Below are 25,165 nucleotides of genomic sequence, written 5' to 3'. Positions count from 1 at the left end.
CACATTGAAAAGGGAAGAAATGCCCATGAAAGAAACCACCTCAAAGGCGGAAGCAGCAGGCCGAGGCTCACTGGAAGGCTGGCTTAATGCGGCCTATGAAAGCCTGACCGAGTCAGGTGTTGATGCCGTGCGAGTGATGCCGCTGGCCAAAAAGCTGAATTTGTCGCGCACCAGCTTCTACTGGTTTTTCGAAGACCGCGATGCCTTGCTCGTGGCCTTGATCGAGCAATGGAAAAACAAGAACACCTTCAACCTGGTGACCAAATCCCAGGCCTATGCCGAGTCCATCACCGAGGCAATTCTCAACGTCTTCGACTGCTGGCTGAACAGCGAATTGTTCGACTCGCAATTCGAGTTCGCCATGCGCAGTTGGGCGCTGCAGTCGCCGGAGGTGGCGCAGGAAATCGGCCAGGCAGACGCGCAACGCGTCGAGGCATTGCGGCAGATGTTCGACCGTTTCGGCTTTGAACACGATGCTGCGATTACCCGCGCCCGCTCCATCTACCTGACGCAAATCGGCTACATCAGCATGAAAACCCGGGAGCCCCTGGCCCAGCGCATGCGCTACATCCCCGAGTACCTGAAGATATTCACCGGCAGGGAACCGGAAGCCCGTGAGCTGGAGCGCTTTTATCAGCGCAACGGTTTTAGCGGCGCCGATTTGAAGGTCTAAAAACACCGGCTCAAAAGTGAGTCTCTTTGAAGATACGGGGGTTCATTGCAAGCTTCAGGATCTTGCGCACCTGTGGGCACGGGTTTACCCGCGAACAGGGGCGCAACCCGTGCCATCCCCTGGCCGCCTTACCAGCTATAACTCACCTTCGCCGTCACCTCCCGCCCCGGGTTGTAGTAATTCGCCGTCCCCGACCCCACCACATGCTGCTCGTCAAACAGGTTGCTCACATTCAGCGCCAGGTCGGTCCCTTTGGCGATCTTGTAGTTCAGCGCCGCATCAAACAACGTGGTCCCATCGCTCTTCTTGGTATTGGCAGCATCCATGTAGTACGCCCCCACATACCGCGCGCCCAGGCCGACGCTCACGTCAGTGCCCGGTATGTCGTAGTAGCTCCACAGCGATGCGGTGTGTTTGGGCGCCGTGGTGAACTCATTGCCCTTCAAGGAAGAGCCGTCATACAGCGACCCGCGCAGCACCTCGGACTCCATGTAGGAGTAAGCACCAATCACGCTGATGTCTTGCGTGACTTGTGCCTTGGCTTCCAGGTCAAGGCCACGCACGCGTGACTCGCCCACCGTCTGCTGCTCGATGATGCCGCTTGGCAACACCACGGCAATGGTGACGTTCTCCTGGGTCAGGTCATAAACAGCGGCGGAGAAGAGTGCGTCCATGCCCATGGGCGAATACTTGATGCCCACTTCGTATTGCTTGCCGGTCTGCGGGGTAACGCCCACTTGCGGGGGCGAGACGGACTCCACCATGCTCACGTAGGTCGACACTTCATCGTTGACGATATAGGTCAGTGCCGCGCGGTAGGAGGTTTCGGAGAAGTTGTCCTTTTCCGTCTGCTCGCCACCGATGTATTCCTTGCTCGACAGGTCCATCGAGTCGTTACGCACGCCTGCGGTCGCGATGACGCGGTCAAAGAACGACAGGTTCTGCTGCAGGAAAACCGCCTTGGTGGTGGCGTCATTCTTTTTGCGGGTATAGGGCGTGATGCCGCCAGGCACGCCGGTGAATACCGGGTTGGCGATGTCGATGGAGGGCGCCAGGCCGTAGACCGAGCTCTGTTTAGTCGTCGAGTCGAGGTACTCGACGCCCACCAGCGTGCTGCTGTCGATGTGCTCGAACTGGGCATCGTACTGCAGCATCAAGTTGCCATTGAGCTGGTCGGCATCGCTGTCGGTGCCGAAGACGTAGCGTGGAATGGTGGTGCCAACACGCGAGGCGTTGTCGCTCAGGTAGACATAGCCGAAGTCATCGGTCAGCTCGCTGTAGCGCAGGTTGCTGCGCAGGGTGAAGCCGTTGTCGAAGTCGTGGGTAATGTTGCCGCTCAGGCTGGTGCGCTCGACATCGTGGAAGTTGTAGCCGGGCTCGCCGTAGAAGTCGCTGCGGTCGTACTCCTTGTCCAGCGGGTAGCCACCGCTGTTCGGCGAGCTGTTGGTCTTCAGGTAATCCAGCACCACCGTGGCCGAGGTGAAGTCGGTCGGCGCCCAGGTCAGGCCGCCCATGACGAAGCGGTTATCGTCCTGCGAATGGTCGTACTCGCGGTCGCTGTTCTGCATCTTGGCCGTGAAGCGGCCGGCCAGGGTTTGTTCGTCGTTCAGCGCATCGCCTACATCGATCCCGGTTTCGGCATGGTCGTAGGAGCCGTAGGTCACGTAGCCTTGGCCAAACTTCTCGAAGCGTGGTTGCTTGGTCACGAAGTTGACCGAGCCACCCGGGTCTGCCGGGCCGAACAGGGTGGAGTTGGCACCCCGCAGAATTTCGATACGCTCGTAGGCGTAAGGGTCTTCGCGCACACCGCGCATCGAGCTGAGGGTCAGGCCGTCTCGGTAGGTGGTGGCCTGGAAGCCGCGGATCAGGAAGTAGTCGTTGCGGTCGTCCGAACCGTAGTAGTCGCTGACCACGCCAGGGGTGTACTGCAGCGCCTCTTCGGTGGTGCTGACGCTGCGCTGCTGCATTTCCTTGTTGGTCACCACCGACACGGACGCGGGCGTGTTGAGGATGCTGGTCGCCACCTTGCCGCCAACCCACAGCTCCTTGGCAACCACCGAGTTGGCGTCATCGTCGGCGCTGGCCTTGACCTTGGCATTGATGATGACTGGCGCCAGGCGGTAGTCCTCGGTCGCGCCCAGTTCCAGCGGGCCGGCAGGCTTAAGCTGCGGTATTACCAGGTACGCATTGGGGCCCTGCGGCTCAAACTGCAACTCGGTTCCGCGCAGCAGCGACGACAGTGCCGACCGCGTATCCAGCGCGCCCTGCACCCCGTTGGTATTGCGGTTGGCCACGTTCTGCGCATCGAACGAAAGGCTGATGCCCGCCTCGCGCGCAAAGCGGTCCAGTGCCGGCGCCAGCGGGCCCGAAGGAATGCTCCACTGCTTGAGCGGGTTGTTGTGATCAGCGCTCAAAGGCTGTGCAAGCGACGGCAGTGCGTAGGTGCTGACTGCCAGGCCCAACAGTGCAGCATGCAGGGCACGACTCAAGGGGTGGCGCTGTGGAACCGGGGTAAAACTCATTCTCTCGCTCCGTGTCGGGGGTCGGCGGGCTGGCCTGTAATCCGGCCTTCTCTACATGCCGAACGAGAATGAGAAAACACCTCATTTATTTTTACACTGGGCATCTTGCGCGAACCACCCGCCTACCCCGATACGAAACCGCGTGGTGGATGGCCTTGCGTTGACCCAATCGTTGCAGGGAATGGACGGCACACGGGCTGCGAAGCGAGCTTACCCCGATCGACCCGCTTGACCTCAGGGCGCATGGCGTTCTTGGCCATTTCGCCAAGTCGTCCCGCAACGCCCAGCGCTACGAGAGGCAGCAATACCCCGCCCAGGTGTGCGCGGCCTGGGTCTGTATGCCTGTCGAGGCCCTGGCTGCTGGCGCCACGAGTCCCCCAACTGCCTCCGACAGCCCCGCCAGCGGAACAGCCAGCACCCTGGCCCCTGAGGGCTGATCAATTACATCTGGCGCAATCCCTGTAGCGGCCTTGTGTCGCGCATGTCATTCATGGCGCCGGGGCAGATTCGTCACCATCCTGTTCGGGAGCAGCCGACTGCAGCATGTCCATGATGAACCGCTGCGTTTCCGGCAGCTGCTTGCCGAACACCTCATCCAGTTCAGGGGCGACCTGGATTTCGCCTGCACGCAAATCCCTTGCAACCTGGTCCTGGTAACGCTTCACAAAGCGTTGCCGGATGTCCCGCGCTTCGGGGTTATCGCCGCGAACCAGTTCTTCCAGTAGCCCTTGCACCGCCCGCATGAAGACCAGGCTGCGCTTGTATTGCAGCTGCCTCAGCCTGGACTGCTCGAGCGCAGCTGCATAATGCATGTCCATCACCTCGAGCCTTGCCTGCAGCAACTCATTACTGCTCTGCAAGGCTGCAAATGCTTCGGACTCGCTAGCCGTCGGTTTAGCCTCAGCGCGCTTGGCCGCGCCGGCGACCTGGGACAATTGCTGGTACATCAGGTCGATGATGGTTTTCTGGCGCTGCACAACAGCCCGAAGCTGCACCGCCTCCTCGAAGTACTGCCTCACGTACCCCCTGAGCGGCTCCAGTTTCTGGTTAGCACATGCCACCCCTGCGTCCCAGCCTTGCGCATAGCCTTGAGAGCGCCCCTCGTCGAAGCCCTCTTTACGACCTTGCTGGCGCCCCTGACTGCGCCCGACATGCAGGTTGGAGATTGCATGATCGAGCGACCCGGTATATCCACCATCCAGGCCGCCGCCCGCTCTACCCGTACCCCAGTTATTGTCCATTTCGCCATCTCCCTGGTTCGACGCGTCCCTAAAAAATGCGCCGCTAGATTCTGGTCAATGCCAAACCCGATACTGTCGACCGGGTTCAACGCATGATCTTTACCTCGCTCCCAACTGCTTGCTGGGCCTCGGCCTGAGGCAAGGCAAAATTGCCCAGCCGAGTGCCACGCAGTAACGCCACGCAAACCTGTATGCGCTGAAAGGCGTCACGCCATGAGCTTCAGGACACTGGCTGCAAGTTTCTGAAAACGGTCAAGGACGCCCTGGGTATCCCTGCCCGTTTACGCCAGGTCATCGCCGCCGCCCCCAAGCTACGCATGCAGGTGCATAACACCGCCCGTCATCGCCTCATCACCCATGGTGCGCTGGCAGGTGTGGTCGCAGCGTATCGGTTTCGACCAGGGCAGCGAGCGCAACGGTGAGGTCAGGGACGGGCGTGGTAGTGACGGACACTACGAGGGTGAACATCGGCAGATCATCAGCCCTGATTCAACTTCAGAATATGCGTCTTTATGGCCTGCCCGGCGGCATCGACAAGGCTCATATAGAACGCCTTGCCCAGGCCGAGCAACGGTGATCCCTTCAATGATTCAGCCGTTGCCTTCAGCGTGATGACGCCGAATTGCTCTGCGATGGTCTCAATACTGCGCTGGCGCTTCCCAGGCTGGTCGTACGGCTTTTGATACCACGTGGCAATCTGGTACTGGGCGTCCTCTCTTTCGAATGCCGCGTACAAGTGCTGGGCCAGCGCAGTAACCGTTTCACGAATCAGCCCAGGGTCGGTATCGTGATTATTCAGCAATGCCTCGAAAGGGGCATTGGCTACCGCCAGAAGATCTCCGATGGTGTAGCCCACCATCGGTGGAAACACACCAGGCGGCAACTCGACGGCTGCGCCATTCGCTATAGTTGAACTGCCTTCGTCGTGCATAAAAAGCTCCTTTCTCTTAGCGCGAAGCGCTCTTGTATCCGTGCAAAGCATCCCTGCACGAGAGTGACGAAACGGTGAAGCGAACCACATACTGCATAAAGTCACCAGGCGCAATATTGGCCGGGCGCGCGCCTCTGTCGACAGCCGAACCGTGGGTAAGTACGGCATCACAACTCTCCACGGCGGCCAGCACGGGCAGGATGAGTTTACACGTGGTCATGCCAGTTTCCTTACTTGAAAAGTCTGCTGGAGCACACCAGGAGAACCGCCCCATGTCTTGCTGCTGAACCTTCGTCTGGCCCAAAAAAACAAAGGGCACCCATCCTCGGGTGCCCTTTGCCTTACAGCCAGGTGAACTGAATCACCCCATCGATCGCGCTGCCACCGGTTGCGCATGGCCCCTCGACGTCACGATCCCCAGGAAGGAAATCACGATCGCCAGGCCCAATGTCGAGCTCACTTCCGCCCGATGCTCAGGCGTGTACATCATCACCGCCAGCGCCCCGGCAATGAAAATGATCACCGCCCAGGTCAGGTACGGGAACAGCCACATGCGGAACTTCAGTTCGGTGTTCTCGCGCTCCAGTCGGCGGCGCATGCGCAGCTGCGAGATGGCGATAACCATGTACACCAACAGGGCGATGGCGCCGGAGCTGGCCAGCAGGAACTCGAAAACGCCCTTCGGCGCGAAGTAGTTGAGGACTGCGATGGCCGCACCGATCAGGGTGCTGCCGAACACCGCAGCACGCGGTACACCGACCTTGGAGGTCTTGTTGAGGAAGGCCGGGGCGTCACCGCGCTTGGCCAGCGAAAACATCATCCGCGAAGCGATGTAGATGGACGAGTTCATGCAGCTGGTAACGGCTACCAGCACCACCAGGTCGACCATGAACGCGGCGTTGGGGATGTTCATGATTTCCAGCGCACGCTGGTACGAACCCACCACCGCCAGCTGCGGGTCGTTCCACGGCACCACCGAAATGATCACGAAGATCGACAGGATGTAGAAGGTGCTGATACGCCAGATCACCGAGCGGGTGGCCTTGGCGATGTTGCGCGACGGGTCGCTGGACTCGGACGCGGCAATGGTCACTGCCTCTGTACCGATGAAGCTGAACATCACAGTGATGAACGCGCCGACCACCGCCGACCAGCCCTTCGGTGCAAAGCCGCCGTATTCGGCCATCAGCCCGCTCAGCCCACTGACCTCGCGGTTGGGCAGCCAGCCCATCAGCGCGGCGAAGCCCAGGCCGATGAAGCCCAGGATGGCGGTGACCTTGAGGATGGCAAACCAGAACTCGAACTCGCCGTACTTGGCCACGCTGAACAGGTTGGTACCGGCCAGCAGCAACACCGAAGCCAGGGCGAAGATCCAGCTGTCCACCTGCGGGAACCAGGCGTTCAGCACATGCCCGGCGGCCAATGCTTCGATAGGAATCACCAACACCCAGAACCACCAGTACAACCAGCCGATGGTATAGCCGGCCCAGCGGCCAATGGCCTGGTCGGCATAGGTGGAAAACGATCCGGTGTCGGGGTGTGCCACGGCCATTTCGCCGAGCATGCGCATGACCAGTACCACCAAGGTCCCGGCCACGAAATAGGAAATTATGGTTGCTGGGCCAGCTGCCGCGATGGCATGGCCAGAGCCGACGAAAAGTCCGGCGCCGATGATGCCGGCGATGGACAGCATCGTTACGTGACGTGGCTTGAAACCTTGTGCAAGGTTGCCATCAGATCCCACGGTGTTCATTGATGTTGTTCTCTTTTTGCTGACACAAGGAAGGACGGGCAGGCGTAGGCGAAAAATATCTCCTTTGAAATCAATAAGTCGACACGTTGTTCGCGCGCTGTTGTTGATATTTGGCACGCGTCACAGAGCAAGGTGTCAGTGCGGTTCGGGGTTCATTTAATCCCCGCATGGCTGTGGGGAATTACACGAGAACGCCACGGAACTGTTCGATCACGACAGGGCATTTCCATCAACGCCAGATGTCGCGAATGGCATATCCGATCGCGCCACAGGCCCAAATGGAGCTTTTGTTTTTCATTTGAATGTGTGTTGCCTGTGCCGGCCCTTTCGCGGGTGAACCCGCTCCTACGATGGTGCGTGGCGACGTTACCGATTGGTGGATGCGGTGGCGGGTGCGGCGGTGAATGACTGGGGGGATTGGGCGGCAGGTCCGGCCTATTCGCGGGTGAACCCGCTCCTACAACGGTACGGGGTGACGGTACCGATTGGTGGATGCGGTGGCGGGTGCGATGGTGAATGACTGGGGGTATTGGGCGGCAGGTCCGGCCTATTCGCGGGTGAACCCGCTCCTACAACGGTACGCGGCGATGGTACCGATTGAGGAATGCGGTGGCGGGTGCGGCGGTGAATGACTGGGGTTATTGGTCGGCAGGTCGGGCCTATTCGCGGGTGAACCCGCTCCTACGATGGTGCGTGGCGACATCGCCGATTGATGAATGCGGTGGCGGGTGCGGCGGTGAATGACTGGGGTATTGGGCGGCAGGGTCGGCCTATTCGCGGGTGAACCCGCCCTACGACGGTGCGGGGCGACACCACCGGTTGATGTAGGAGCGGGCTTGCCCGCGAAGAGGCCAGCAGCCTCAACGCACCAGGCAGGGCCGTTTGTTATCGAAGCTCCAACCCGGAATCAGGAACTGCATCGCCACGCTGTCATCCCGCGCACCCAGCCCCATGTTGCGGTAGCACTCATGGGCCTTCGCCAGCTGGTCTTCATCCAGTTCCACGCCCAGGCCCGGTCGCGCCGGCACTCGCACATGCCCGTCGACAATGCGCAGCGGCTCACGGGTCAGGCGCTGGCCATCCTGCCAGATCCAGTGGGTGTCGATCGCCGTGATTTCACCCGGCGCCGCAGCCGCCACCTGGGTGAACATCGCCAGCGAAATATCGAAGTGGTTATTGGAATGAGACCCCCAGGTCAGCCCCCAGTCGTTGCACATCTGCGCCACCCGTACCGAACCCTGCAAGGTCCAGAAGTGAGGGTCGGCCAGCGGAATGTCCACCGACTGTAACTGAATGGCATGGCCCATCTGTCGCCAGTCGGTAGCGATCATGTTGGTCGCAGTGGGCAGCCCGGTGGCCCGGCGAAACTCGGCCATCACCTCACGGCCCGAGTAACCGTTCTCGGCACCGCAGGGGTCTTCGGCGTAGGCCAGTACATCGTGCTTGTCACGGCACAGGGCGATGGCTTCCTTGAGTGACCACGCGCCATTGGGGTCGAGCGTGATGCGCGCTTCGGGGAAGCGTTCGGCCAGGGCGGTTACCGCTTCCATTTCTTCCTCACCCCGCAGTACGCCGCCCTTGAGCTTGAAGTCGCTGAAGCCATAGCGCTGCTTCGCCGCTTCGGCCAGGCGCACGACCGCCTCAGGGGTCAGGGCCTTTTCGTGGCGCAGGCGAAACCAATCGTCATCGCTATCGGCTTCGTGACGGTAAGCCAGGTCGGTCTGCTGGCGGTCGCCGATGTAGAACAGATAACCGAGCATCTTCACCGCATCGCGTTGCTGGCCCTCGCCCAGCAGCGCCGCCATCGGCACATTCAGGTGCTGGCCGAGCAGGTCGAGCAATGCCGACTCGATGGCCGTCACCGCATGCACGGTAATGCGCAGGTCGAAGGTCTGCAGGCCGCGGCCCGCCGAGTCGCGGTTGGCGAAGGTATGGCGCATGGCGTTGAGCACACGCTGGTAATGGCCGATCGGCTGGCCGACCACCAGGCTGCGGGCGTCCTCTAGGGTCTGGCGAATCTTCTCGCCACCGGGCACTTCACCCAGGCCAGTATTGCCGGCGCTGTCGCGCAGCACCACCACGTTGCGGGTGAAGTACGGGCCATGGGCGCCACTGAGGTTGAGCAGCATGCTGTCATGGCCGGCCACGGGGACCACGCGCAGGTCGGTGACCACCGGGGTGCTGGCATGTACGGCGGGATTGGTCTGCATATTCATGGTTGTTGTCTCGCAGTCATCAGTGGGTCTGGCCCAGGGCCGAAGGGGCCTTGAGGTCATCGGAAGGGACGCCCTTGGGGCGAGTGCGTACGAAGAAGATGGCAATCGCCGCCAACACCGAGGTCACCGCCAGGCCGTACAGCCCGCCCTGGATCGAGCCAGTCTGCTGCTCCAGCAAGCCGAAGGTGGTGGGGGCAACGAAGCCGCCGAGGTTGCCGACCGAGTTGATCAGGGCAATCACCGCCGCAGCGATGCGGGCGTCCAGGTAGCCTTGGGGGATTGGCCAGAACAGTGACGACGCTGACTTGAAGCCGATCGCGGCGAAGCACACGGCGACGAAGGCGAACACCGGCCCACCCGTGGTGGACATGAACATGCCCGTGGCAGCGACCAGCAGGGCGCCTGCCACCCAGGCCTGCTGGAACTTCCAGCGAGCGGAACCGGCAGCGAAGGCGTACATGGCCAGGATCGAGATCAGCCAAGGGATCGAGTTGAAGAAACCGACCTGCATGTCACTGAGGTCGCCCATGCGCTTGATGATGCTGGGCAGCCAGAAGGTGGCGGCATAGATGGTCAGCTGGATACAGAAGTAGATCAGGCAGAACAGCACGATCTGGCGGTCCTTGAGCAGGCTCCAGGCCGACGGCCTGACCGCGCCGATGGCCTCACGCGCTTGCTGCTCGCGGTCGATGGTGGCGACCAGCGCGTCCTGCTCGGCCTTGCTCAGCCACTTGGCGTCCTGCGGCTTCGAGTCGAGCCAGAAGAACACAAAGAAGCACAGCGCCACCGAGGCCATGCCCTCAATGAACAGCATCCACTGCCAACCATGCAGGCCCAGGCCCTGGATCTGCATCAACGCCCCGGCCAGCGGCCCGGAAATCAACGAAGCCAGCGCCGAGCCACTGAGGAAGATGGCAATGGCCTTGCCGCGCTCTGCCGCCGGCAGCCAGCGGGTGAAGTAGTAGATCACGCCAGGAAAGAAGCCTGCTTCGGCCACCCCGAGCAGAAAACGCAACACGTAGAACTGGGTTTCGTTCTGCACGAAGGCCATGGCCGTGGCCACCAGCCCCCAGGTGAACATGATACGGGTCAGCCACAGCCGGGCACCGACCTTTTGCAGCAGCATGTTCGAAGGGACTTCGAACAGCGCGTAACCGATGAAGAACAGCCCGGCACCAAAGCCAAAGGCCGCAGCGCTGATGCCCAGGTCGCTTTCCAGGTGCGGACGGACGAAGCCGATGTTGACGCGGTCGAGGTAGTTAACGATGAACATGATGACGAACAGCGGCAGGACGTGGCGCTTGACCTTGGCCACGGCGCTGGCCAACGCGTCGCCTTCATGCCGGGCAGACGGAGCGAGGGTGTCGTTCACTTGCGGATCTCCCACTAATTGTTTTTGTGCGGGTCGGGTTGTCTGACATGGCAGTGGGGAGGAGCTTATGCGCAGCGAGGTTGTACGACAAGATCACAAACGTCGGCAAAACAGCAAAATACAAGCTGTCACAATGCAAATTTGATCAGAACATGCAAAAACACATCAACTACATGCTGAATTGGATGCGCGAAAAATCGGCAAAAAATATTTCTATCGATTAACTTGTCGTACAAGCTAATCAAGAAGCGGATCACACATGGAACCGGAACACGCTCGCAAACGCGGCCATAGCCGCGCCCATGACCTGGTTTCCAGCCTGACCCAGCAGATTCTGCTGGGCACCTTCAAACCAGGCGACAAACTGCCTTCGGAAAACACCTTGGTGCGCGAGCACGGGGTCAGCCGCACGGTGGTTCGCGAAGCCTTGTCGAAGCTGCAGGCCTCTGGGCTGGTGGAGCCGCGCCACGGGATCGGTACGTTCGTAATGGAGCGCCAGGCCCAGGCCGGCCTGCGCGTTGCAGCGGAGAGCGCGGCGAATGTGCGCGATCTGCTGGAGCTGCGTATTGGCCTTGAGGGCCAGGCTGCCGCGCTGGCCGCACTGCGTCGTGACGAGGGGCATCTGGCGCGCATGCGCCAAGCGCTGGATGACTATCAGGACCTGGCCGCTGCCGGCGACAGCTGCATCGAAGCCGACCGGCGCTTTCACCTGCTGATTGCCGAGGCCACCGGCAATCTGTATTTCACCGAGATGCTGCTGCAACTGGGTAACGGCCTGATACCGCGCAACCGCATGGCCCTGGCCGAGCGCGCGGGGGCCAAGCTGGCGCGGCAAGCGTACCTGGCCAACCTGGAGCATGAGGCGATCCTCAATGCCATCCGCCGACAAGACCCGGATGCCGCACGGGCGGCAGTGTGCCTGCACCTGTCCAACAGCCGCGACCGGCTATTGCCGGACTGACTGTGAGGCAGTGCAAGGCCTCGGGCTTGATGCTACGAACAGCATGCAGGGTGGCCGTTACAGCCAGCTACCCTGCCCTCACTTCACCAGGTCAGGCAGATCTTGCCGAAATGCCGGTTGCTCTCCTGGTACCGGAACGCCTCGACGATCTGTTCCAGCTCGAAATGCTTGTCCACCACCGGCCGCAGGCCGTTGGCGTCGATCGCCCGCACCATCGCCTGCTGCTGCGCTCGGCTGCCAACCAGCACCCCTTGCAGCCGAATCTGCCGCACCAGCGCCTGCACCAACGGCAACTGCCCGGCCACCCCGGTAAGGATGCCGATCAGCGAAACATGCCCGCCAATGCGCGCAGCTATCATCGACTGCTCCAGCGTCGCCGGGCCGCCCACTTCAATCACATGATCGACACCACGGTTGCCAGTCAGCTCGCGCACCTTCTCACCCCAGGCCGGGGTGCTCTTGTAGTTGATCAGGTGGTCGGCACCCAGGGCCTTCAGGCGCTCCAGCTTGGCATCGCTGGACGAGGTGGCGATCACGGTCGCGCCCGCCAGCTTGGCGAACTGCAGGGCGAAAATCGACACACCGCCGGTACCCTGCACCAGCACCGTGTCGCCGGGCTTGAGGTGATCATCGCTCATCAACGCGCGCCAGGCGGTAAGGCCGGCGGTGGTCAGGGTGGCAGCCTCGGCATGGCTGAAACCCTGGGGCGCCAGGGTGAAGGCGGTGGCGCGGGCAGTCACCTGCTCACGGGCGTAGCCATCGATGCCGTCGCCGGGCACCCGGGCAAAGCCCTCGACATTGGCCTGGCCATCGAGCCAGTCGGGGAAGAAGGTGCTGACCACATTGTCGCCGACCTGGAACTCAGTGACGCCAGCCCCTACCGCAACCACCTCGCCGGCGCCATCGGCCATGGGGATGCGTCGCTCGCTTGGGCCCCACATGCCGCTGACCACGGCGAAATCGTGGTAGTTGAGGGAACTGGCGTGCAGGCGCACGGTAATCTCGCCGGCCTGGGGGGCCTGGGCCTCGCAGGTGCCGACCTGGACCTTGTCGTAACCGCCGCCGGGTTGTACGTAGATGGCCTTGCTGCTCATGGGTGGGTCTCCGTATCAGAGCAAAGAATGGGGTTCAGCATAGACAGATCCGGCCCTTTCGCGGGCACGCCCACCCCCACAGAGGCACCACAGGCCCCGAGACGTGCGCAATACCTGTGGGAGCGGGCATGCCCGCGAAGAGGCCCGCATTGCCAACAAAAGCGTCAGCCCAGCATCACCTTCAACGCTCGGCAATCCGCCGCATGCCAATCCACCAGTTCCGGCCAGGGATTGTCCGGCAGGTTCACCAGCACCGTGCGCGCCCCCGCCGCCCGCCCACAGTCCAGGTCAAAGCGGTAATCCCCCACCATCACCAGTTCGCTCGGCGTCACGCCCCAGGCGCTGGCAATCTTCAGCAGCCCATCCGGGCTCGGCTTCGGCGCAGCCTCGTCACGCCCGAGAATGTGTTCCACCGGGAAGCAGTCCGCCAGGCCGATGGCCTCCAGCGTTACATGCGCCAGCTCACGCGCATTGCGGGTCAGAATACCCAGCCGGCACCCGCGCCCGGCCAACTCGCGCACCAGTTCCACCGCCCCGGTGGCCGCCGTGGAGGCCGTTGCCAGGTCCCTTTCGTGCTCCAGCAACCAGGCATGCTTGGCCGCCGCTTCCGCCGCCGGCAAGGCCGCCAGGTGGGTGAGGATGTCGTGTTCGGCCGGGATGTCCAGCGCCACCCGAATGGCGGCGAAGTCGTGCACGGCCACGGTCAGGGTGCCGTCCATGTCGAACACCCAGTTGCGCACCTCGCCCAGGCTCATGCCCAGTCCTTGCGATGGCGAATCAGGCCTTCCTGGCTCGACGATGCCACCAGTTGCCCGGCCTGGTTGAAAATGCTGCCGCGGCAGAAGCCACGGGAATTGCCGGCCCAGGGGCTATCGGTGGCGTACAGGAGCCACTCGTCGGCGCGCAGGTTGCCGTGAAACCACAGCGAATGGTCGAGGCTGGCGATCTGCATGTCGCGCTGCCACACCGATTTGCCATGGGGCAGCAACGCCGTGGTCAGCAGGCCGAAGTCCGAGGCGTAGGCCAGCATGTACTTGTGCAGGGCAGGCACGTCCGGCAGGTTGCCGTCGGCGCGGAACCAGGCGTATTTCACCGGGTCGCCCGGCTTGGGGTTGAACGGGTCGCGCTCGGTGACCGGGCGGATCTCGATCGGCTTGGCACACAGCACCTTGTCGCGAATGCGCTCGGGCAACTGGTCGGCCATGGCACGGGCCAGTTCGACTTCGGTAGGCAGGTTTTCCGGGCCGACCACGTCAGGCATCTGCGCCTGGTGCTCGAAGCCTTCCTCGTCGTACTGGAACGACGCGCTGCAGGTGAAGATGGTCTGGCCCTTCTGGATCGCCGTCACCCGCCGTGTACTGAAGCTGCCGCCATCGCGTACGCGGTCTACCGAGTACACCACTGGAAGGCTGGCATCGCCCGGGCGCAGGAAGTAGCCGTGCAACGAATGCACATGGCGCGCGTCCTCGACTGTCTGGCTGGCAGCCGACAACGACTGGCCCAGCACTTGGCCACCGTAAAGCTGGCGGAAGCCCAGGTCCTGGCTACGTCCACGGAACAGGTTCTCCTCGATGGATTCGAGGCTCAACAGGTCGACCAGGTCGTCCAACACATGACTCATCGGCGGTTCTCCGTAGGAGCGAGCCTAGCTCGCGATGCGCCGCCCGAGCGGCGCTCGATTTCACAGGCGCTGAACGTGTTACGGGCAAGCGCCTTCCAAGTAGGCAAATGATACAGCGTTTGTCATTCGCGCCGGGCATGGCAGTGCATTCAGGCGCGCAGGGTGCGCTCCCAGTGCGCGCGATCGATCCGGTACAGCACATGCGGGCGCAGCGGGTGGCCGATGGGCAGGCGGGGGTGTTCGAAGCTGCCGTGCAGGTCCTGCTGCATGCCGATGGCTTGCATCACCTTTTGCGACGGCAGGTTGCATTCGCTGGTGAACGACACGACCTCCTCCAGGCGCAACTGGGCGAAAGCACAACGCAGGCAGGTCCACGCCGCTTCGCTGGCAAAGCCCAGGCCCCAGTGACGGCGTGCCAGACGCCAGCCGATCTCCACCGCCGGGGCAAAAGGCGCGTCGAAGTTGACATTGAGCAACCCGGTCATGCCGATGAACGCGCCACTGTCCTTGCGCTCCAGGGCCCACAAACCAAAACCGTATTCATTGAAATGCCCACGCACGCGGCCGATCAACGCAGCCGCCTCAACGCGCGTCAGCGGCGCCGGAAAGTAGCGCATTACCTGTGGGTCGGCGCACAGTGCGGCGAACTCGCGCAAGTCATCGTCATGCCATTGGCGCAGCACCAGCCGTGCGCTTTCCAGTTCGAGGATGGGGGTCATCGGGCCTGCTCCGGTTTACCGCCTTGCAGTTTACAGCGTAGGCGCGGGCGCGGGTTTCACCCAGCCGGCAGCCGCCAAATGCAATTTTCACACGCCCTTCACCGGCCCCCGACAGGCCGCTTGGCAGGATGCCGCCATCCACCACCGCGCCAGCCGCGGCACTGCCAACGGAGCAACGCATGCTATCGAGCAACACCCTGGGGCACCCCGCCATTCATGCCCGGCGCAAGCGACGCCTGACTCGCAAAGCCGTCGGAGCCGCCCTGGGCCTGTGCATGGTCGTGGCGGCGTTGACCACCTGGCTGGCGACGAGGACGCATATCGTGGACCTTGGCAACGAGCAACAACTGACTGACAGTGGCCTGCTGCAGGACTGGGCCGACGGTGCGGTGATCGTGATGATCCGCCACGCCGAACGCTGCGACAGCGCCCCCGGCCCCTGCCTGGATGACCCCACGGGGATCACCCTGAGCGGCAGCCAGGCCGCTGCCCGCGTTGGCCAAGGGCTGCACCAGCTGGGCCTGAACAAAGCCGACCTGCTCAGCAGCCCGAAACTGCGCACCCGGCAAACCGCACACTTCATACTGGGTCAGGCGGTGGCCAGCGAGGACTGGCTCGAAAGCTGCGACAGCCAGTTCGCCAACGAAGCGCTTGCACACAAACGCGCGGGCCACAACCTGGTGCTGGTGACTCACAACGGCTGCATCGACCACTTTGCCCGCCAGCAGCACGTTGCTGGCGGCGAACGTCAAAGCAACTATGCCAGCGCCCTGTTCGTATCGGTGGATGGCAATGGCAAAGCACGTATCCTGGGGCGCTTGAACGAACCGGACTGGCAACGCGTATTGGCCAGCACAGGAAAATAGCCTCTGTGGGAGCAACTGTCTTGCTCAATTTCTGAAAGCTGGCGCGATCCGTGTGGGAGCGGCCTTGCGTCGCGAAAGGGCTGCACAGCAGCCCCGGGGTTTCAGCGTCGATGCAAATAATGCCGGGGCCGCTTCGCGGCCCTTTCGCGACGCAAGGCCGCTCCCACAGGCCGGTGTTCAGCCTCAGCCCAGCGCAGTGTAGAGAAACATCATCACCGCAAACCCGCCCATCAACCCTGGGTAATGGAGCTGGGTGCAGCGCTGGGCATCAAGGTCGAGCCGGCGCTGGAAGCCCTGAAAGTCGCCGTACACATCTAAAGCCCGGCGCAGTCCTTGTGTGGCCTTGTGTCGCGATTGGGCTGCGCAGCAGCCCCAAAATTTCAGCGCAGATGCACACATTGCTGGGGCTGCTGCGCAGCCCAATCGCGACACAAGGCCGCTCCCACAAAGGGCCGGTACCGGCGCAAGAAATAGGTACTCCCATTGCAGTCACCCGTCATGGCAAGATCAGCACTGGCCCAGATTGCGACCCCATCCATGCCGTTGCCGTTGATCTACCACGAAGATTACAGCCCGGAGTTCCCCGCTGAACACCGCTTCCCGATGGACAAGTTCCGCCTGCTGCACGACCACCTGGTCGGCAGCGGGCTGACCACCGACCAAGCCCTGCTGCGCCCGGACATCTGCCCCAACGACATCCTCGCCCTGGCCCATGACCGCAGCTACATCGCGCGCTACATGAACGGCGAGTTGTCGCGCGAGGACCAGCGCCGCCTCGGCCTGCCCTGGAGCGAGGCCCTGGCCCGGCGGACCGTGCGCGCTGTCGGGGGCTCACTGCTGACTGCCGAGATGGCGCTGCAGCACGGCATCGCCTGCCACCTCGCCGGTGGCACCCACCACGCCCATTACGACCACCCCGCCGGCTTCTGCATTTTCAACGACCTGGCGGTCATCAGCCGCTACCTGCTGGAAGCAGGCCGGGTACACCGGGTGCTGATCTTCGACTGCGACGTGCACCAGGGTGACGGCACCGCGCGCATCCTGCACGACACGCCCGAGGCCATCACCGTGTCGCTGCACTGCGAGCAGAACTTCCCCGCCCGCAAGGCACAAAGCGACTGGGACATCCCCCTGCCCCGAGGCATGGGCGACGCGGCCTACCTGAAGGTGGTGGACGACGCCCTCAACTACCTGTTGCCGCTTTATCAACCCGACCTGGTGCTGTATGACGCCGGTGTCGATGTGCACAAGGACGATGCCCTGGGCTACCTGCAGCTGACCGACGCAGGCGTTGCCGCCCGTGACGAAGCCGTGCTGCGCCACTGCCTGGGCCGCGACATCCCGGTGATGGGCGTGATCGGCGGAGGCTACAGCAAGGACCGCACAGCCTTGGCCAGACGCCACGGCATCCTTCACCACAGCGCGGCACGTGTCATAGGTTGTTCACAATGACTGTGGAACCGCTTGTGGATAACCTGCGCGAAAGGCGCTGTAGCCCTTTACTGGCAAGGCCTGCATAACACTGGCTATTTTTTGATCAGTGCTTCCATGGGCAGCGCTGCGGTAGAATGCGCCTCTTTTCCACAGCCTGCTGCCCACCATGCCCGATCTGACCCCCGCATCCCCTCCCCCCGCTGTCGTCATCGGTGGCGGCCCCGCCGGCCTGATGGCTGCCGAAGCACTGGCCAATGCAGGCCTGACGGTCGAGGTGTTCGATGCCATGCCTTCAGTGGGCCGCAAGTTCCTGCTGGCAGGTGTCGGCGGCATGAACATCACCCATTCCGAGCCCTACCCGGCGTTCGTAGCACGCTATGCCGAACGCCAAGGCGAAATCGAGGCCCTGCTACGAGACTTCGATGCTGACGCGTTGCGCCAGTGGATTCATGGTTTGGGCATCGAAACCTTCGTCGGCACCTCGGGCCGGGTGTTCCCCACCGACATGAAAGCCGCACCGTTGCTGCGTGCCTGGCTCAAGCGCCTGCGCGACAACGGGGTAGTTATCCACACCCGCCATCGCTGGTTGGGCTGGAACACCGATGGCAGCTTGCGAATTGCTTATCCACAGGGCGAACGTCAGGTGAAAGCCTCGGTCGTGGTGCTGGCGCTGGGTGGCGCCAGCTGGGCGCGCCTGGGTTCTGACGGCAGCTGGCAACCGCTGCTGGCAGAACGGGCTGTGGATATCTCGCCTTTGCAGCCGAGCAACTGCGGTTTTGAAGTAGAGGGCTGGAGCGCGCTGCTCAAGGACAAGTTCGCGGGCGCACCGCTGAAGAACATCGCCCTCAGCGTTCCGGGCAGCGCACCGCGCAAGGGCGAGTTCATCCTCACCGCTCAAGGCGTGGAAGGCAGCCTGGTGTACGCCTGGTCGGCACCGGTACGCGAGGCCATCCACCGTGAAGGCCGCGGGGTATTGTTGCTCGACCTGCTGCCGGACAAGCCTGTGGACAAGATTGCCCAGGCATTGGCCAAACCACGCGGTTCACGCTCCATGGCCAAGCACCTGCACAGCCAGCTGGGGATTGATGGGGTCAAGGCCGCACTGCTGCGCGAACTGACCGATCAGGCGACCTTTGCCGACGTTGATGCTTTGGCCCGGGCCATCAAGGCATTGCCTATCACCCTGGTACGCACGCGGCCGCTGGATGAAGCGATCAGCAGTGCCGGCGGGGTCCGCTTCGAGGGGCTGGATGAGGGGTTGATGGTCAAGGCCGTGCCGGGGGTGTTCTGTGCCGGCGAGATGCTGGACTGGGAGGCGCCGACCGGGGGTTATCTGCTCACGGCGTGCTTTGCCAGCGGCTTGCGCGCCGGGCGGGCAGCGGCGGACTGGGTGCGGGCTTCCTGACAGCTTGCCGGGGCGGCTTCCACAAGTACTGCGTCAATCCAGATTGCGCAGCCCATGTGGGAGCAACTGTCTTGCTCAATTTCTGAAAGCTGGCGCGATCCGTGTGGGAGCGGCCTTGCGTCGCGAATGGGCTGCACAGCAGCCCCGGGGTTTCAGCGTCGATGCAAATAATGCCGGGGCCGCTTCGCGGCCCTTTCGCGACACAAGGCCCCTCCCACAGGCCGGTGTTCAGCCTCAGCCCAGCGCAGTGTCGAGAAACATCATCACCGCAAACCCGCCCATCAACCCTGGGTAATGGAGCTGGGTGCAGCGCTGGGCATCAAGGTCGAGCCGGCGCTGGAAGCCCTGAAAGTCGCCGTACACATCTAAAGCCTGGCGCAGTCCTTGTGGGAGCGGCCTTGCGTCGCGAATGGGCCGCAAAGCGGCCCCAAAGCCTCAAGGCTTGCGCTTGCGCGGCCCACCATTGAAGCTCGGCACCTTGCGTACAGCCTTCACCGCCGGTTCCGCACTGCCAGCTTCACTACTGTCCATCCAGCGCCCCAGCCCGCGCTTGGCGCTGTTTTCTTTCGGCTTCTTGGGTTTCTTCGGTTTCTTGATAACCTGCCCACTGGCATCGGTCATCGGCACCCGGTGCTCGGGGATGAAATCCGGCTCTTCATGACGCGGCAGGGTTTGCCGGGTCAGCACCTCGATAGCCGCCAGCAGTTGCACTTCATCCGCACACACCAGCGAAATCGCCTCGCCCTTATTGCCCGCCCGCCCGGTACGCCCGATGCGGTGCACGTAGTCTTCGGCAACGATCGGCAGGTCAAGGTTGACGACCAGCGGCAAGTCATCGATATCCAGGCCACGGGCCGCCACATCGGTCGCCACCAGCACTTGCACCTCACGGGCCTTGAAGCTGTCCAGCGCACGCTGGCGGGTCGCCTGTGGGCGATCACCGTGGATGCCGTCGGCATTCACGCCTTCGGCCAGCAAGCGCTCCACCAGCTGATCGACGCCATTGCGGGTCTTGGCGAACACCAGCACCTGCTTCCAGCGCTGCTTGCGTAGCAGGTGGCAGAACAGGTCGGCCTTGCGCTTCTTGTCCACAGGCACCAGCCACTGCTTGACGCTGGCGGCCGTGGCGTTGCGCGGGCTCACTTCGATACTGAGCGGGTCATTCAGCGCCAGCCCCGCCAGCATGCGAATCTGATCGGAAAAGGTGGCGGAAAACAGCAGCGTCTGGCGCTTGCGCGGCAGTGCCGCATACACCGACTGCAGCTCTTCGGCAAAGCCCAGGTCAAGCATGCGGTCGGCTTCATCCAGCACCAGGGTCTGCACCTGGTTGAACTTCACGGCGTTCTGCCGGAACAGGTCGAGCAAGCGGCCAGGGGTAGCCACCAGCAGGTCGACACCCCGGCGCAGGCGCATCATCTGTGGGTTGATACTGACCCCGCCATACACCGCGTAAGTACTCAGCGGCAGGTTCTCGGCGTATTCGCGCACGTTGTTGTGCACCTGCTCGGCCAGCTCGCGAGTGGGTACCAGCACCAAGGCGCGGATCGAGTTGCTGGCCACCTTCTCGCCCTCCAGCGCCAGGCGCTGCAGCACAGGCAGGGCAAAGCCTGCGGTCTTGCCGGTACCGGTCTGGGCTGCGGCCATCAGGTCGCGGCCGGCCAGCACGGCGGGGATGGCTTTGGCCTGCACCGGGGTCGGGGTGGTGTAGTCCAGTTTCTGCAGCGTGCGCAGCAGCGGTTCGATCAGGCCGAGTTTGGCGAAATTCATGGCAATACCGTCAGGGGGTTCAGCGAAGGCGGCAAGTTTACCGCATCGCCCCTGCCTACTTGCAGATTTCACCTTTCAACGGTTGCACAGGTTCAGGCGCCTTGCGCCACTGCGGCAGGCCGATCAGCACCACCGCACCGATGATCACTGCCATCGCCACACACTCTTCAGCGCCAATCTGCTCACCGGCAAAGACGATCCCCAGCAGCACCGCCACCGCCGGGTTGACGTAGGCGTAGCTGGTGGCCGCTGCCGGACGCACGTGCTTGAGCAGGTACATGTAGGCACTGAACGCCAGGATCGAACCGAAGAACACCAGGTAGGCCAGCGCCCCCCAGCCAGCGGCGGTCGGCAGCTGTGTCATGCGTTCGCCCGATAGCACACTGCCCAGCAACAGCACCGCACCCCCGACCAGCATTTCCGCTGCGCTGGCCATCGGCCCCTGGGGCAGCGGCAAGGTCTTGCTCCACACCGAGCCGAACGCCCAGGACGCCGCCGCGAAGATGATCAGCGCCGCACCTATCGGGCTTGCCTGCAGGTTGGAGCCCAGGTTCAGCAGGCCGATGCCCACCAGCCCAAGGGCTATCCCCGCCCATTCCAGCTTCGAATTGCGGTGCCCGAACAACAGGCCGAACAGCAAGGTGAACAGCGGCACCGTCGCCACCGCCAAAGCCGCCACGCCCGAAGCCACGCCGGCATGCTCGGCCACGGTCACCCCGCCGTTGCCACAGCTGAGCAACAAGAAACCGATCGCCCCTGCCGCCCGCCATTGTGGCCAGGTAGGGGCCGGCACGCCGCGCCATCGCAGGAAGCCGTACAGCAGGCCACCGGCGATCAGGAAGCGCACACCGGCCATGAGCATCGGAGGCCAGCTCTCGACGCCGATGCGAATGAACAGGTAAGTGGAACCCCAGACCAGATAAAGGGCCAGGAAGGCGCCAATCAGCAGCAGCGGGAAACGACGGGAGGCAGGCATGGGGAAAACTCGAAATCCGTTTACGGGTGCCTCAGTTTAACGGCCTGCCTGGGTGAAGGGACGTTACAGAACGGGTTCAAATGAGCGGCACAATTCTGGTGCATTCGACGTAGGCGACACTCCCCCAGACGTTCACTGGCTAATCCCTGCAGTACTTGGCCAGCGCTTCGTGCAGCTTCGCAGCCGGGGTTTTCTGCAGCCGGCAAAGCAGCTCGTGCGACAGTTGCTGAACCCCGTGGTCCTGGCGCAACACACCCGCCAGATGCTGCAGCAGGTTGGCGGCCATTTCGGCATCGGCCATGGCCCGGTGCGCAGTCCCCGTGTCCGGCAACCCAGCCCAGCGTGTCAAAGTGCCCAGCTTGTGGTTCGGCGCGGCGGGCAGCAGGCGCCGTGACAGCAACAGGGAACACGCGAAGGGCTGGCTGCGGCTGCGGCCAATACGGCTTAGCTCGTAGTCCCAGAACTTCTGGTCGAAAGCAGCGTTGTGCGCCAACAATGGGGTGCCACCGACGAACTCGGCCACCTCGTTCATCACTTTCTCCACCGGCGGCGCACTGCGCAGCATGGCGGTGGTGATGCCGGTCAGCCCTGCGACGAAGGCCGGCACCGGCACACCAGCGTTCATCAGGCTCTGGTAGCGCTCGACAATGCGCCCACCCTCGAGCATTACCACCGCCACCTCGGTGGCACGGCAGCCGGTACCGGGGGAAATGCCGGTGGTTTCAAAGTCGATGACAGCGATACGTTCCATGAAAAGACCTTAGTGTTTGAGCAACAGCGCGCCTTCGATGGGCACGTAGCGGGTGGCAGCACGGATCAGTGACAACGCCGTCAGCCCCGGCACGCCATACACCACCGCTTCGGTGCCATGGCGCTGGATTACCCGCTCCAGCAGCAGGTCGAAGTCACCGTCACCGGAGGCCAGCACCACCTGGTCGACCCGGCTGGCCGCGTCGATCACATCCAGGGTAATGCCCACATCCCAGTCACCTTTGGCCGAGCCATCGCTGCGCTGGATGAACGGTTTGAGGCGCACCTCGAAACCGAGGTTGCGCAAGATCTGCTGGAACTGCTGTTGTTTGCTGTCGCCACGGTCGATGGCATAGGCCACCGCCTCGACGATCTGGCCTTCGCGGCTGACATCGGCCCACAGGGCGGTGTAGTTGAAATGGCAGCCGTGGGCCTGGCGCACGGTGTAGTAGAGGTTCTGCACATCGGCGAACAGCGCGATCTTTTTCACCTGGGAACCTCATTTTTGGCCTGGAGTGCTAGGGGGGCTGCTGCGCAGACCTTCGCGGACACGCCCGCTCCCACAGGTATCGCGCGTACGCCTGTGGGAGCGGGCGTGCCCGCGAAGGGGCGCAAAGCGCCCCCGGAAATGCCAGCAGTATGCCAGACCTGTCAGACGTAAGAATCGTCGTCCGAGAAGAACCCACCGTCATCGCTGCCAAAACCACCGTCGGCGTATCCGCCCTGGTCACTGCCCCAGCCACCGTTGTCAGCCACTTGCTGCTGCCCGCCCTGGTCGTTCCAGCCGCCACTGTCGCTGGCTGGCGCCGGCTCTTCCTTGATGACCTCGACCACTTCTTCCGGTTGCGAGTTGTGGTTGAACAGGCTGCTGATACCCTGCGCCAGCAGCACACCACCGGCCACACCGGCGGCGGTCTGCATAGCCCCGCCAAGGAAGCTGCTGGCCCCGCTGCGCGCAGGCGCGGCGCCATAGCCAGGCTGCGGCGCCTGAGGTTGGCCAAAACCAGGGGCCGACGGCTCGCGCCAGCCACCACCGGACGCTACAGGGGGCGCCGAAGGGCGCTGTGGCTGCACCGCCGGCGCTGCGTTGCGCCCACCCGAACCAAAGATGCTGGACAAGAAACCACCCCCGCCATTGCTCGGCGCACTGCTGGTGGCTTGTGCCGCCTGAGCCTGGGCACGGGCCTGCTGCAGCTCGGCTTCCAGTTGCTTGTTCTGTTCGTCGAGGCGCTTGATTGCGGCCTCCTGCACCAAAATCGCCTGGGCCATGTAGTAAGGCGCCGCCGGTTGCTGACGCACGTGCTGCTCGATGCACGCCTGGGCTTGCGCGTCACGCGGCTGGCTCGGGTCTTCGGCTTGCTTGAGGCGGCCGAACAGGCCGTCAATCAGGGTTTGTTCTTCAGTGTTCATGGGGCGACCTCGTGGGGTAGCGGGACATCGGACAGCGTCAAAGATGGGGCGTACAGGCGCGGGATTCAATCACTGCTGCGGTGAAACTTTTTTCAGCAAGTGACAGCCCCAGGCCTGCTTTGGGCTAAAGTTAGGCCCCTGTTTTTACTGCCATGCGATGTTGACTGATGAATCCGCTGAGCGTTTTGCGCGACTCCTTGTACTTCTTCCGCCGTCACCTGCCAAACATCCTGCAGCTGTGCCTGCCGCTGGTGGTGGTGGAAGCCCTGGTTACCCAATTGCTGTACCGGCAGCTGGGCGACCAGGCATCACCGGCCTACGGCATGCTGGTCAGCCTGTTGTTCTACCCGCTGTACAGCGCAGCCCTGATCCTGTACCTGGACACGCGCAGCAACGGCCAGGAAATCGCCAAGCGCGACCTGTTCGCCCGCGCCCTGCAGCTGTGGCCGCAACTGGCCCTGCTGATCCTGATCAGCTCGCTACTGATCATGGCCGGCCTTGCGCTGTTCATCTTCCCGGGGGTGTGGATCATGATCAACCTGGTGTTCGCCGAGTACCTGCTGGTGCTGCGCGGCCGGCCGGTGGTACAGGCGATGCGCGACAGCGCAAGCATGACCACCGGGCATTTCATGCGCATCATGGTCTGCGTGGTAGGCGTGCTAGCACCGATCTGGCTGATCGACGGGCTGCTGCTGATGGCCTTCCCCGAGCCATCACCCGGGATGGAACTGGCCATGGACAGCCTCAGCGGCTTCCTGCAACTGTTCAGCACCGTGGTGCTGTATCGCCTGTTCATGTTGCTGGAAGGCGAAGCCAGCACCTGAGGCCACCGGGGAATGTTTTCGGCCTGCCGGGCTGCCCAGCCTTGGCGCCAGAGTGCACATCCTCAATGCTGTTCTAGGAGTGCACCATGAACGAAACCATTCAGGCCAGGTACGCCAGGTCTTTTCGCGGCAAGCTGTACATGCGCGCCGTCGACCGGGACATCCCACTACGCCTCAGCCGCAGTTCAGACAAGTTCAGCTGGGGCATTACCCCAGAGGATGACTGGTTGCAGGCGGGGGGAAGGCAGGACTCGCCGGTGATGGACTTTCATTACCACTCGCGGACCAACGATCGCCTGCACTACCGCATCAGCATGCCTGGGCGCCCGGAGACCAAGAAACTAGGGGTCAGCCGCAATGGTTATCTGGGCTTTTACTGGCATGCAGACGTTAGCGAATACTGGAAAATCGAGCCGCTGGCGCTGACAGATGAAGGCCTTGTCTGCCATCTGCGCGACCAGCGGGGCTACAGGGTCGGCGCCCTCACGGATACGCCGCACAGGAGTGGGGAGTGGGTAGCCTTGCTCAACGTCGAGGAAGGCGAAGTGATCACTTTCCTATTGAGGCAAGCAGATCAAGCTTCTCTGGCGGGTGCAATACGATGAATGGCACGACCACTGACACGTCGTG

The 25,165-nt window shown here is 62.9% G+C and carries 24 protein-coding genes; 7 read left to right on the top strand and 17 right to left on the bottom strand.

Going from position 1 to position 25,165, the window contains the following annotated elements; genetic code table 11:
• Window positions 1-25: 25 nt before the first annotated feature.
• Window positions 26-673 (top strand): TetR/AcrR family transcriptional regulator, encoded by a 648-nt coding sequence (locus V6093_RS21200; RefSeq protein WP_004576152.1) that lies wholly within the window; start codon window positions 26-28, stop codon window positions 671-673.
• Window positions 674-801: 128 nt separating this feature from the next.
• On the opposite strand, the gene V6093_RS21195 is transcribed toward V6093_RS21200, so the two are convergent.
• The 6 genes from V6093_RS21195 to V6093_RS21170 form a co-directional block, all read right to left on the bottom strand.
• Complete coding sequence (locus V6093_RS21195) at window positions 802-3,195, bottom strand: TonB-dependent siderophore receptor (RefSeq protein WP_192907647.1); 2,394 nt, start codon at window positions 3,193-3,195, stop codon at window positions 802-804.
• A 488-nt stretch (window positions 3,196-3,683) separates the two neighbouring features.
• On the bottom strand, window positions 3,684-4,436 hold the full coding sequence (locus V6093_RS21190; protein ID WP_047603375.1) for a hypothetical protein: 753 nt from the start codon (window positions 4,434-4,436) through the stop codon (window positions 3,684-3,686).
• A 478-nt stretch (window positions 4,437-4,914) separates the two neighbouring features.
• Window positions 4,915-5,367, bottom strand: coding sequence for a hypothetical protein (locus V6093_RS21185; protein ID WP_108078793.1), 453 nt, complete (start codon window positions 5,365-5,367; stop codon window positions 4,915-4,917).
• 361 nt (window positions 5,368-5,728) lie between these two features.
• The gene (locus V6093_RS21180; protein WP_003249863.1) at window positions 5,729-7,120 is read right to left on the bottom strand and encodes an amino acid permease; all 1,392 of its coding nucleotides are present in this window, start codon (window positions 7,118-7,120) and stop codon (window positions 5,729-5,731) included.
• An 860-nt stretch (window positions 7,121-7,980) separates the two neighbouring features.
• A complete protein-coding gene (gene gudD, locus V6093_RS21175; protein ID WP_406669603.1) occupies window positions 7,981-9,336 on the bottom strand; it encodes a glucarate dehydratase in 1,356 nt (451 codons plus the stop codon).
• Window positions 9,337-9,355: 19 nt separating this feature from the next.
• Window positions 9,356-10,708 (bottom strand): MFS transporter, encoded by a 1,353-nt coding sequence (locus tag V6093_RS21170; RefSeq protein WP_019752566.1) that lies wholly within the window; start codon window positions 10,706-10,708, stop codon window positions 9,356-9,358.
• A 259-nt stretch (window positions 10,709-10,967) separates the two neighbouring features.
• Between V6093_RS21170 and V6093_RS21165 the strand changes: the two genes are divergently transcribed.
• Window positions 10,968-11,669 carry a FadR/GntR family transcriptional regulator gene (locus tag V6093_RS21165; RefSeq protein WP_047603370.1) on the top strand — a complete coding sequence of 234 codons (702 nt, stop codon included), beginning with the start codon at window positions 10,968-10,970 and terminating at the stop codon, window positions 11,667-11,669.
• Window positions 11,670-11,752: 83 nt separating this feature from the next.
• Here the strand turns inward: V6093_RS21165 and V6093_RS21160 are convergent, their stop codons facing one another.
• From V6093_RS21160 to V6093_RS21145, 4 genes are all read right to left on the bottom strand, one after another.
• Window positions 11,753-12,763: an NAD(P)-dependent alcohol dehydrogenase gene (locus tag V6093_RS21160; RefSeq protein ID WP_108192134.1), complete on the bottom strand. Its 1,011-nt coding sequence runs from the start codon at window positions 12,761-12,763 to the stop codon at window positions 11,753-11,755.
• Window positions 12,764-12,927: 164 nt separating this feature from the next.
• Entirely contained in the window at window positions 12,928-13,518 is a 591-nt protein-coding gene (locus V6093_RS21155; RefSeq protein WP_060537889.1) for an HAD family hydrolase, read from the bottom strand.
• Complete coding sequence (gene tesB, locus V6093_RS21150; protein ID WP_003249851.1) at window positions 13,515-14,384, bottom strand: acyl-CoA thioesterase II; 870 nt, start codon at window positions 14,382-14,384, stop codon at window positions 13,515-13,517. Before tesB ends, V6093_RS21155 begins: the two co-directional genes overlap by 4 nt.
• 149 nt (window positions 14,385-14,533) lie before the next feature.
• A complete protein-coding gene (locus tag V6093_RS21145; protein ID WP_003249850.1) occupies window positions 14,534-15,103 on the bottom strand; it encodes a GNAT family N-acetyltransferase in 570 nt (189 codons plus the stop codon).
• A 179-nt stretch (window positions 15,104-15,282) separates the two neighbouring features.
• On the opposite strand from V6093_RS21145, the gene V6093_RS21140 reads away from it, so the two are divergent.
• Entirely contained in the window at window positions 15,283-15,969 is a 687-nt protein-coding gene (locus tag V6093_RS21140) for a histidine phosphatase family protein (protein WP_014859385.1), read from the top strand.
• Window positions 15,970-16,152: 183 nt separating this feature from the next.
• Here the strand turns inward: V6093_RS21140 and V6093_RS21135 are convergent, their stop codons facing one another.
• Complete coding sequence (locus V6093_RS21135) at window positions 16,153-16,281, bottom strand: hypothetical protein (RefSeq protein ID WP_256873205.1); 129 nt, start codon at window positions 16,279-16,281, stop codon at window positions 16,153-16,155.
• Window positions 16,282-16,506: 225 nt separating this feature from the next.
• On the opposite strand from V6093_RS21135, the gene V6093_RS21130 reads away from it, so the two are divergent.
• Entirely contained in the window at window positions 16,507-17,421 is a 915-nt protein-coding gene (locus tag V6093_RS21130; RefSeq protein WP_026031969.1) for a histone deacetylase, read from the top strand.
• Between the two features lie 148 nt (window positions 17,422-17,569).
• On the top strand, window positions 17,570-18,808 hold the full coding sequence (locus V6093_RS21125) for a TIGR03862 family flavoprotein (protein ID WP_108079093.1): 1,239 nt from the start codon (window positions 17,570-17,572) through the stop codon (window positions 18,806-18,808).
• Window positions 18,809-19,042: 234 nt separating this feature from the next.
• Here V6093_RS21125 and V6093_RS21120 read toward each other — a convergent pair whose 3' ends face one another.
• The 6 genes from V6093_RS21120 to V6093_RS21095 all read right to left on the bottom strand — a co-directional run bounded on the left by V6093_RS21120 (window position 19,043) and on the right by V6093_RS21095 (window position 23,711).
• A complete protein-coding gene (locus tag V6093_RS21120; RefSeq protein WP_014754328.1) occupies window positions 19,043-19,171 on the bottom strand; it encodes a hypothetical protein in 129 nt (42 codons plus the stop codon).
• 72 nt (window positions 19,172-19,243) lie between these two features.
• Window positions 19,244-20,575, bottom strand: a complete 1,332-nt coding sequence (locus tag V6093_RS21115; RefSeq protein WP_108078950.1) for a DEAD/DEAH box helicase — start codon at window positions 20,573-20,575, stop codon at window positions 19,244-19,246.
• A gap of 55 nt (window positions 20,576-20,630) precedes the next feature.
• Window positions 20,631-21,551 (bottom strand): drug/metabolite exporter YedA, encoded by a 921-nt coding sequence (yedA, locus tag V6093_RS21110; RefSeq protein WP_004576856.1) that lies wholly within the window; start codon window positions 21,549-21,551, stop codon window positions 20,631-20,633.
• Between the two features lie 139 nt (window positions 21,552-21,690).
• Window positions 21,691-22,302, bottom strand: coding sequence for a PolC-type DNA polymerase III (locus V6093_RS21105; protein WP_265979313.1), 612 nt, complete (start codon window positions 22,300-22,302; stop codon window positions 21,691-21,693).
• Window positions 22,303-22,311: 9 nt separating this feature from the next.
• The gene (locus tag V6093_RS21100; RefSeq protein WP_010955394.1) at window positions 22,312-22,791 is read right to left on the bottom strand and encodes an NYN domain-containing protein; all 480 of its coding nucleotides are present in this window, start codon (window positions 22,789-22,791) and stop codon (window positions 22,312-22,314) included.
• Window positions 22,792-22,952: 161 nt separating this feature from the next.
• Window positions 22,953-23,711, bottom strand: a complete 759-nt coding sequence (locus tag V6093_RS21095; protein WP_003249808.1) for a DUF2076 domain-containing protein — start codon at window positions 23,709-23,711, stop codon at window positions 22,953-22,955.
• Window positions 23,712-23,878: 167 nt separating this feature from the next.
• On the opposite strand from V6093_RS21095, the gene V6093_RS21090 reads away from it, so the two are divergent.
• Both V6093_RS21090 and V6093_RS21085 read left to right on the top strand, forming a co-directional pair.
• Window positions 23,879-24,535, top strand: coding sequence for a YciC family protein (locus tag V6093_RS21090; RefSeq protein WP_003249806.1), 657 nt, complete (start codon window positions 23,879-23,881; stop codon window positions 24,533-24,535).
• Window positions 24,536-24,621: 86 nt separating this feature from the next.
• Window positions 24,622-25,140: a hypothetical protein gene (locus V6093_RS21085; protein ID WP_003249804.1), complete on the top strand. Its 519-nt coding sequence runs from the start codon at window positions 24,622-24,624 to the stop codon at window positions 25,138-25,140.
• Window positions 25,141-25,165: the final 25 nt, after the last annotated feature.

It is taken from the genome of Pseudomonas putida group bacterium ESBL64 (assembly GCF_045277175.1).
Classification (GTDB): Bacteria; Pseudomonadota; Gammaproteobacteria; order Pseudomonadales; family Pseudomonadaceae; genus Aquipseudomonas; species Aquipseudomonas alloputida.
Note: the sequence above shows the minus strand (reverse complement) of the source record. Positions and strands in the feature narration are given on the sequence as shown.

Excerpts from the sequence above, each read along its gene's own strand:
- V6093_RS21200 (WP_004576152.1), top strand. The coding sequence starts at position 26 with ATGAAAGAAACCACCTCAAAGGCGGAAGCAGCAGGCCGAGGCTCACTG.
- V6093_RS21195 (WP_192907647.1), bottom strand. The coding sequence starts at position 3,195 with ATGAGTTTTACCCCGGTTCCACAGCGCCACCCCTTGAGTCGTGCCCTG.
- V6093_RS21190 (WP_047603375.1), bottom strand. The coding sequence starts at position 4,436 with ATGGACAATAACTGGGGTACGGGTAGAGCGGGCGGCGGCCTGGATGGT.
- V6093_RS21185 (WP_108078793.1), bottom strand. The coding sequence starts at position 5,367 with ATGCACGACGAAGGCAGTTCAACTATAGCGAATGGCGCAGCCGTCGAG.
- V6093_RS21180 (WP_003249863.1), bottom strand. The coding sequence starts at position 7,120 with ATGAACACCGTGGGATCTGATGGCAACCTTGCACAAGGTTTCAAGCCA.
- gudD (WP_406669603.1), bottom strand. The coding sequence starts at position 9,336 with ATGAATATGCAGACCAATCCCGCCGTACATGCCAGCACCCCGGTGGTC.
- V6093_RS21165 (WP_047603370.1), top strand. The coding sequence starts at position 10,968 with ATGGAACCGGAACACGCTCGCAAACGCGGCCATAGCCGCGCCCATGAC.
- V6093_RS21160 (WP_108192134.1), bottom strand. The coding sequence starts at position 12,763 with ATGAGCAGCAAGGCCATCTACGTACAACCCGGCGGCGGTTACGACAAG.
- V6093_RS21155 (WP_060537889.1), bottom strand. The coding sequence starts at position 13,518 with ATGAGCCTGGGCGAGGTGCGCAACTGGGTGTTCGACATGGACGGCACC.
- tesB (WP_003249851.1), bottom strand. The coding sequence starts at position 14,384 with ATGAGTCATGTGTTGGACGACCTGGTCGACCTGTTGAGCCTCGAATCC.
- V6093_RS21145 (WP_003249850.1), bottom strand. The coding sequence starts at position 15,103 with ATGACCCCCATCCTCGAACTGGAAAGCGCACGGCTGGTGCTGCGCCAA.
- V6093_RS21140 (WP_014859385.1), top strand. The coding sequence starts at position 15,283 with ATGCTATCGAGCAACACCCTGGGGCACCCCGCCATTCATGCCCGGCGC.
- V6093_RS21130 (WP_026031969.1), top strand. The coding sequence starts at position 16,507 with ATGCCGTTGCCGTTGATCTACCACGAAGATTACAGCCCGGAGTTCCCC.
- V6093_RS21125 (WP_108079093.1), top strand. The coding sequence starts at position 17,570 with ATGCCCGATCTGACCCCCGCATCCCCTCCCCCCGCTGTCGTCATCGGT.
- V6093_RS21115 (WP_108078950.1), bottom strand. The coding sequence starts at position 20,575 with ATGAATTTCGCCAAACTCGGCCTGATCGAACCGCTGCTGCGCACGCTG.
- yedA (WP_004576856.1), bottom strand. The coding sequence starts at position 21,551 with ATGCCTGCCTCCCGTCGTTTCCCGCTGCTGCTGATTGGCGCCTTCCTG.
- V6093_RS21105 (WP_265979313.1), bottom strand. The coding sequence starts at position 22,302 with ATGGAACGTATCGCTGTCATCGACTTTGAAACCACCGGCATTTCCCCC.
- V6093_RS21095 (WP_003249808.1), bottom strand. The coding sequence starts at position 23,711 with ATGAACACTGAAGAACAAACCCTGATTGACGGCCTGTTCGGCCGCCTC.
- V6093_RS21090 (WP_003249806.1), top strand. The coding sequence starts at position 23,879 with ATGAATCCGCTGAGCGTTTTGCGCGACTCCTTGTACTTCTTCCGCCGT.
- V6093_RS21085 (WP_003249804.1), top strand. The coding sequence starts at position 24,622 with ATGAACGAAACCATTCAGGCCAGGTACGCCAGGTCTTTTCGCGGCAAG.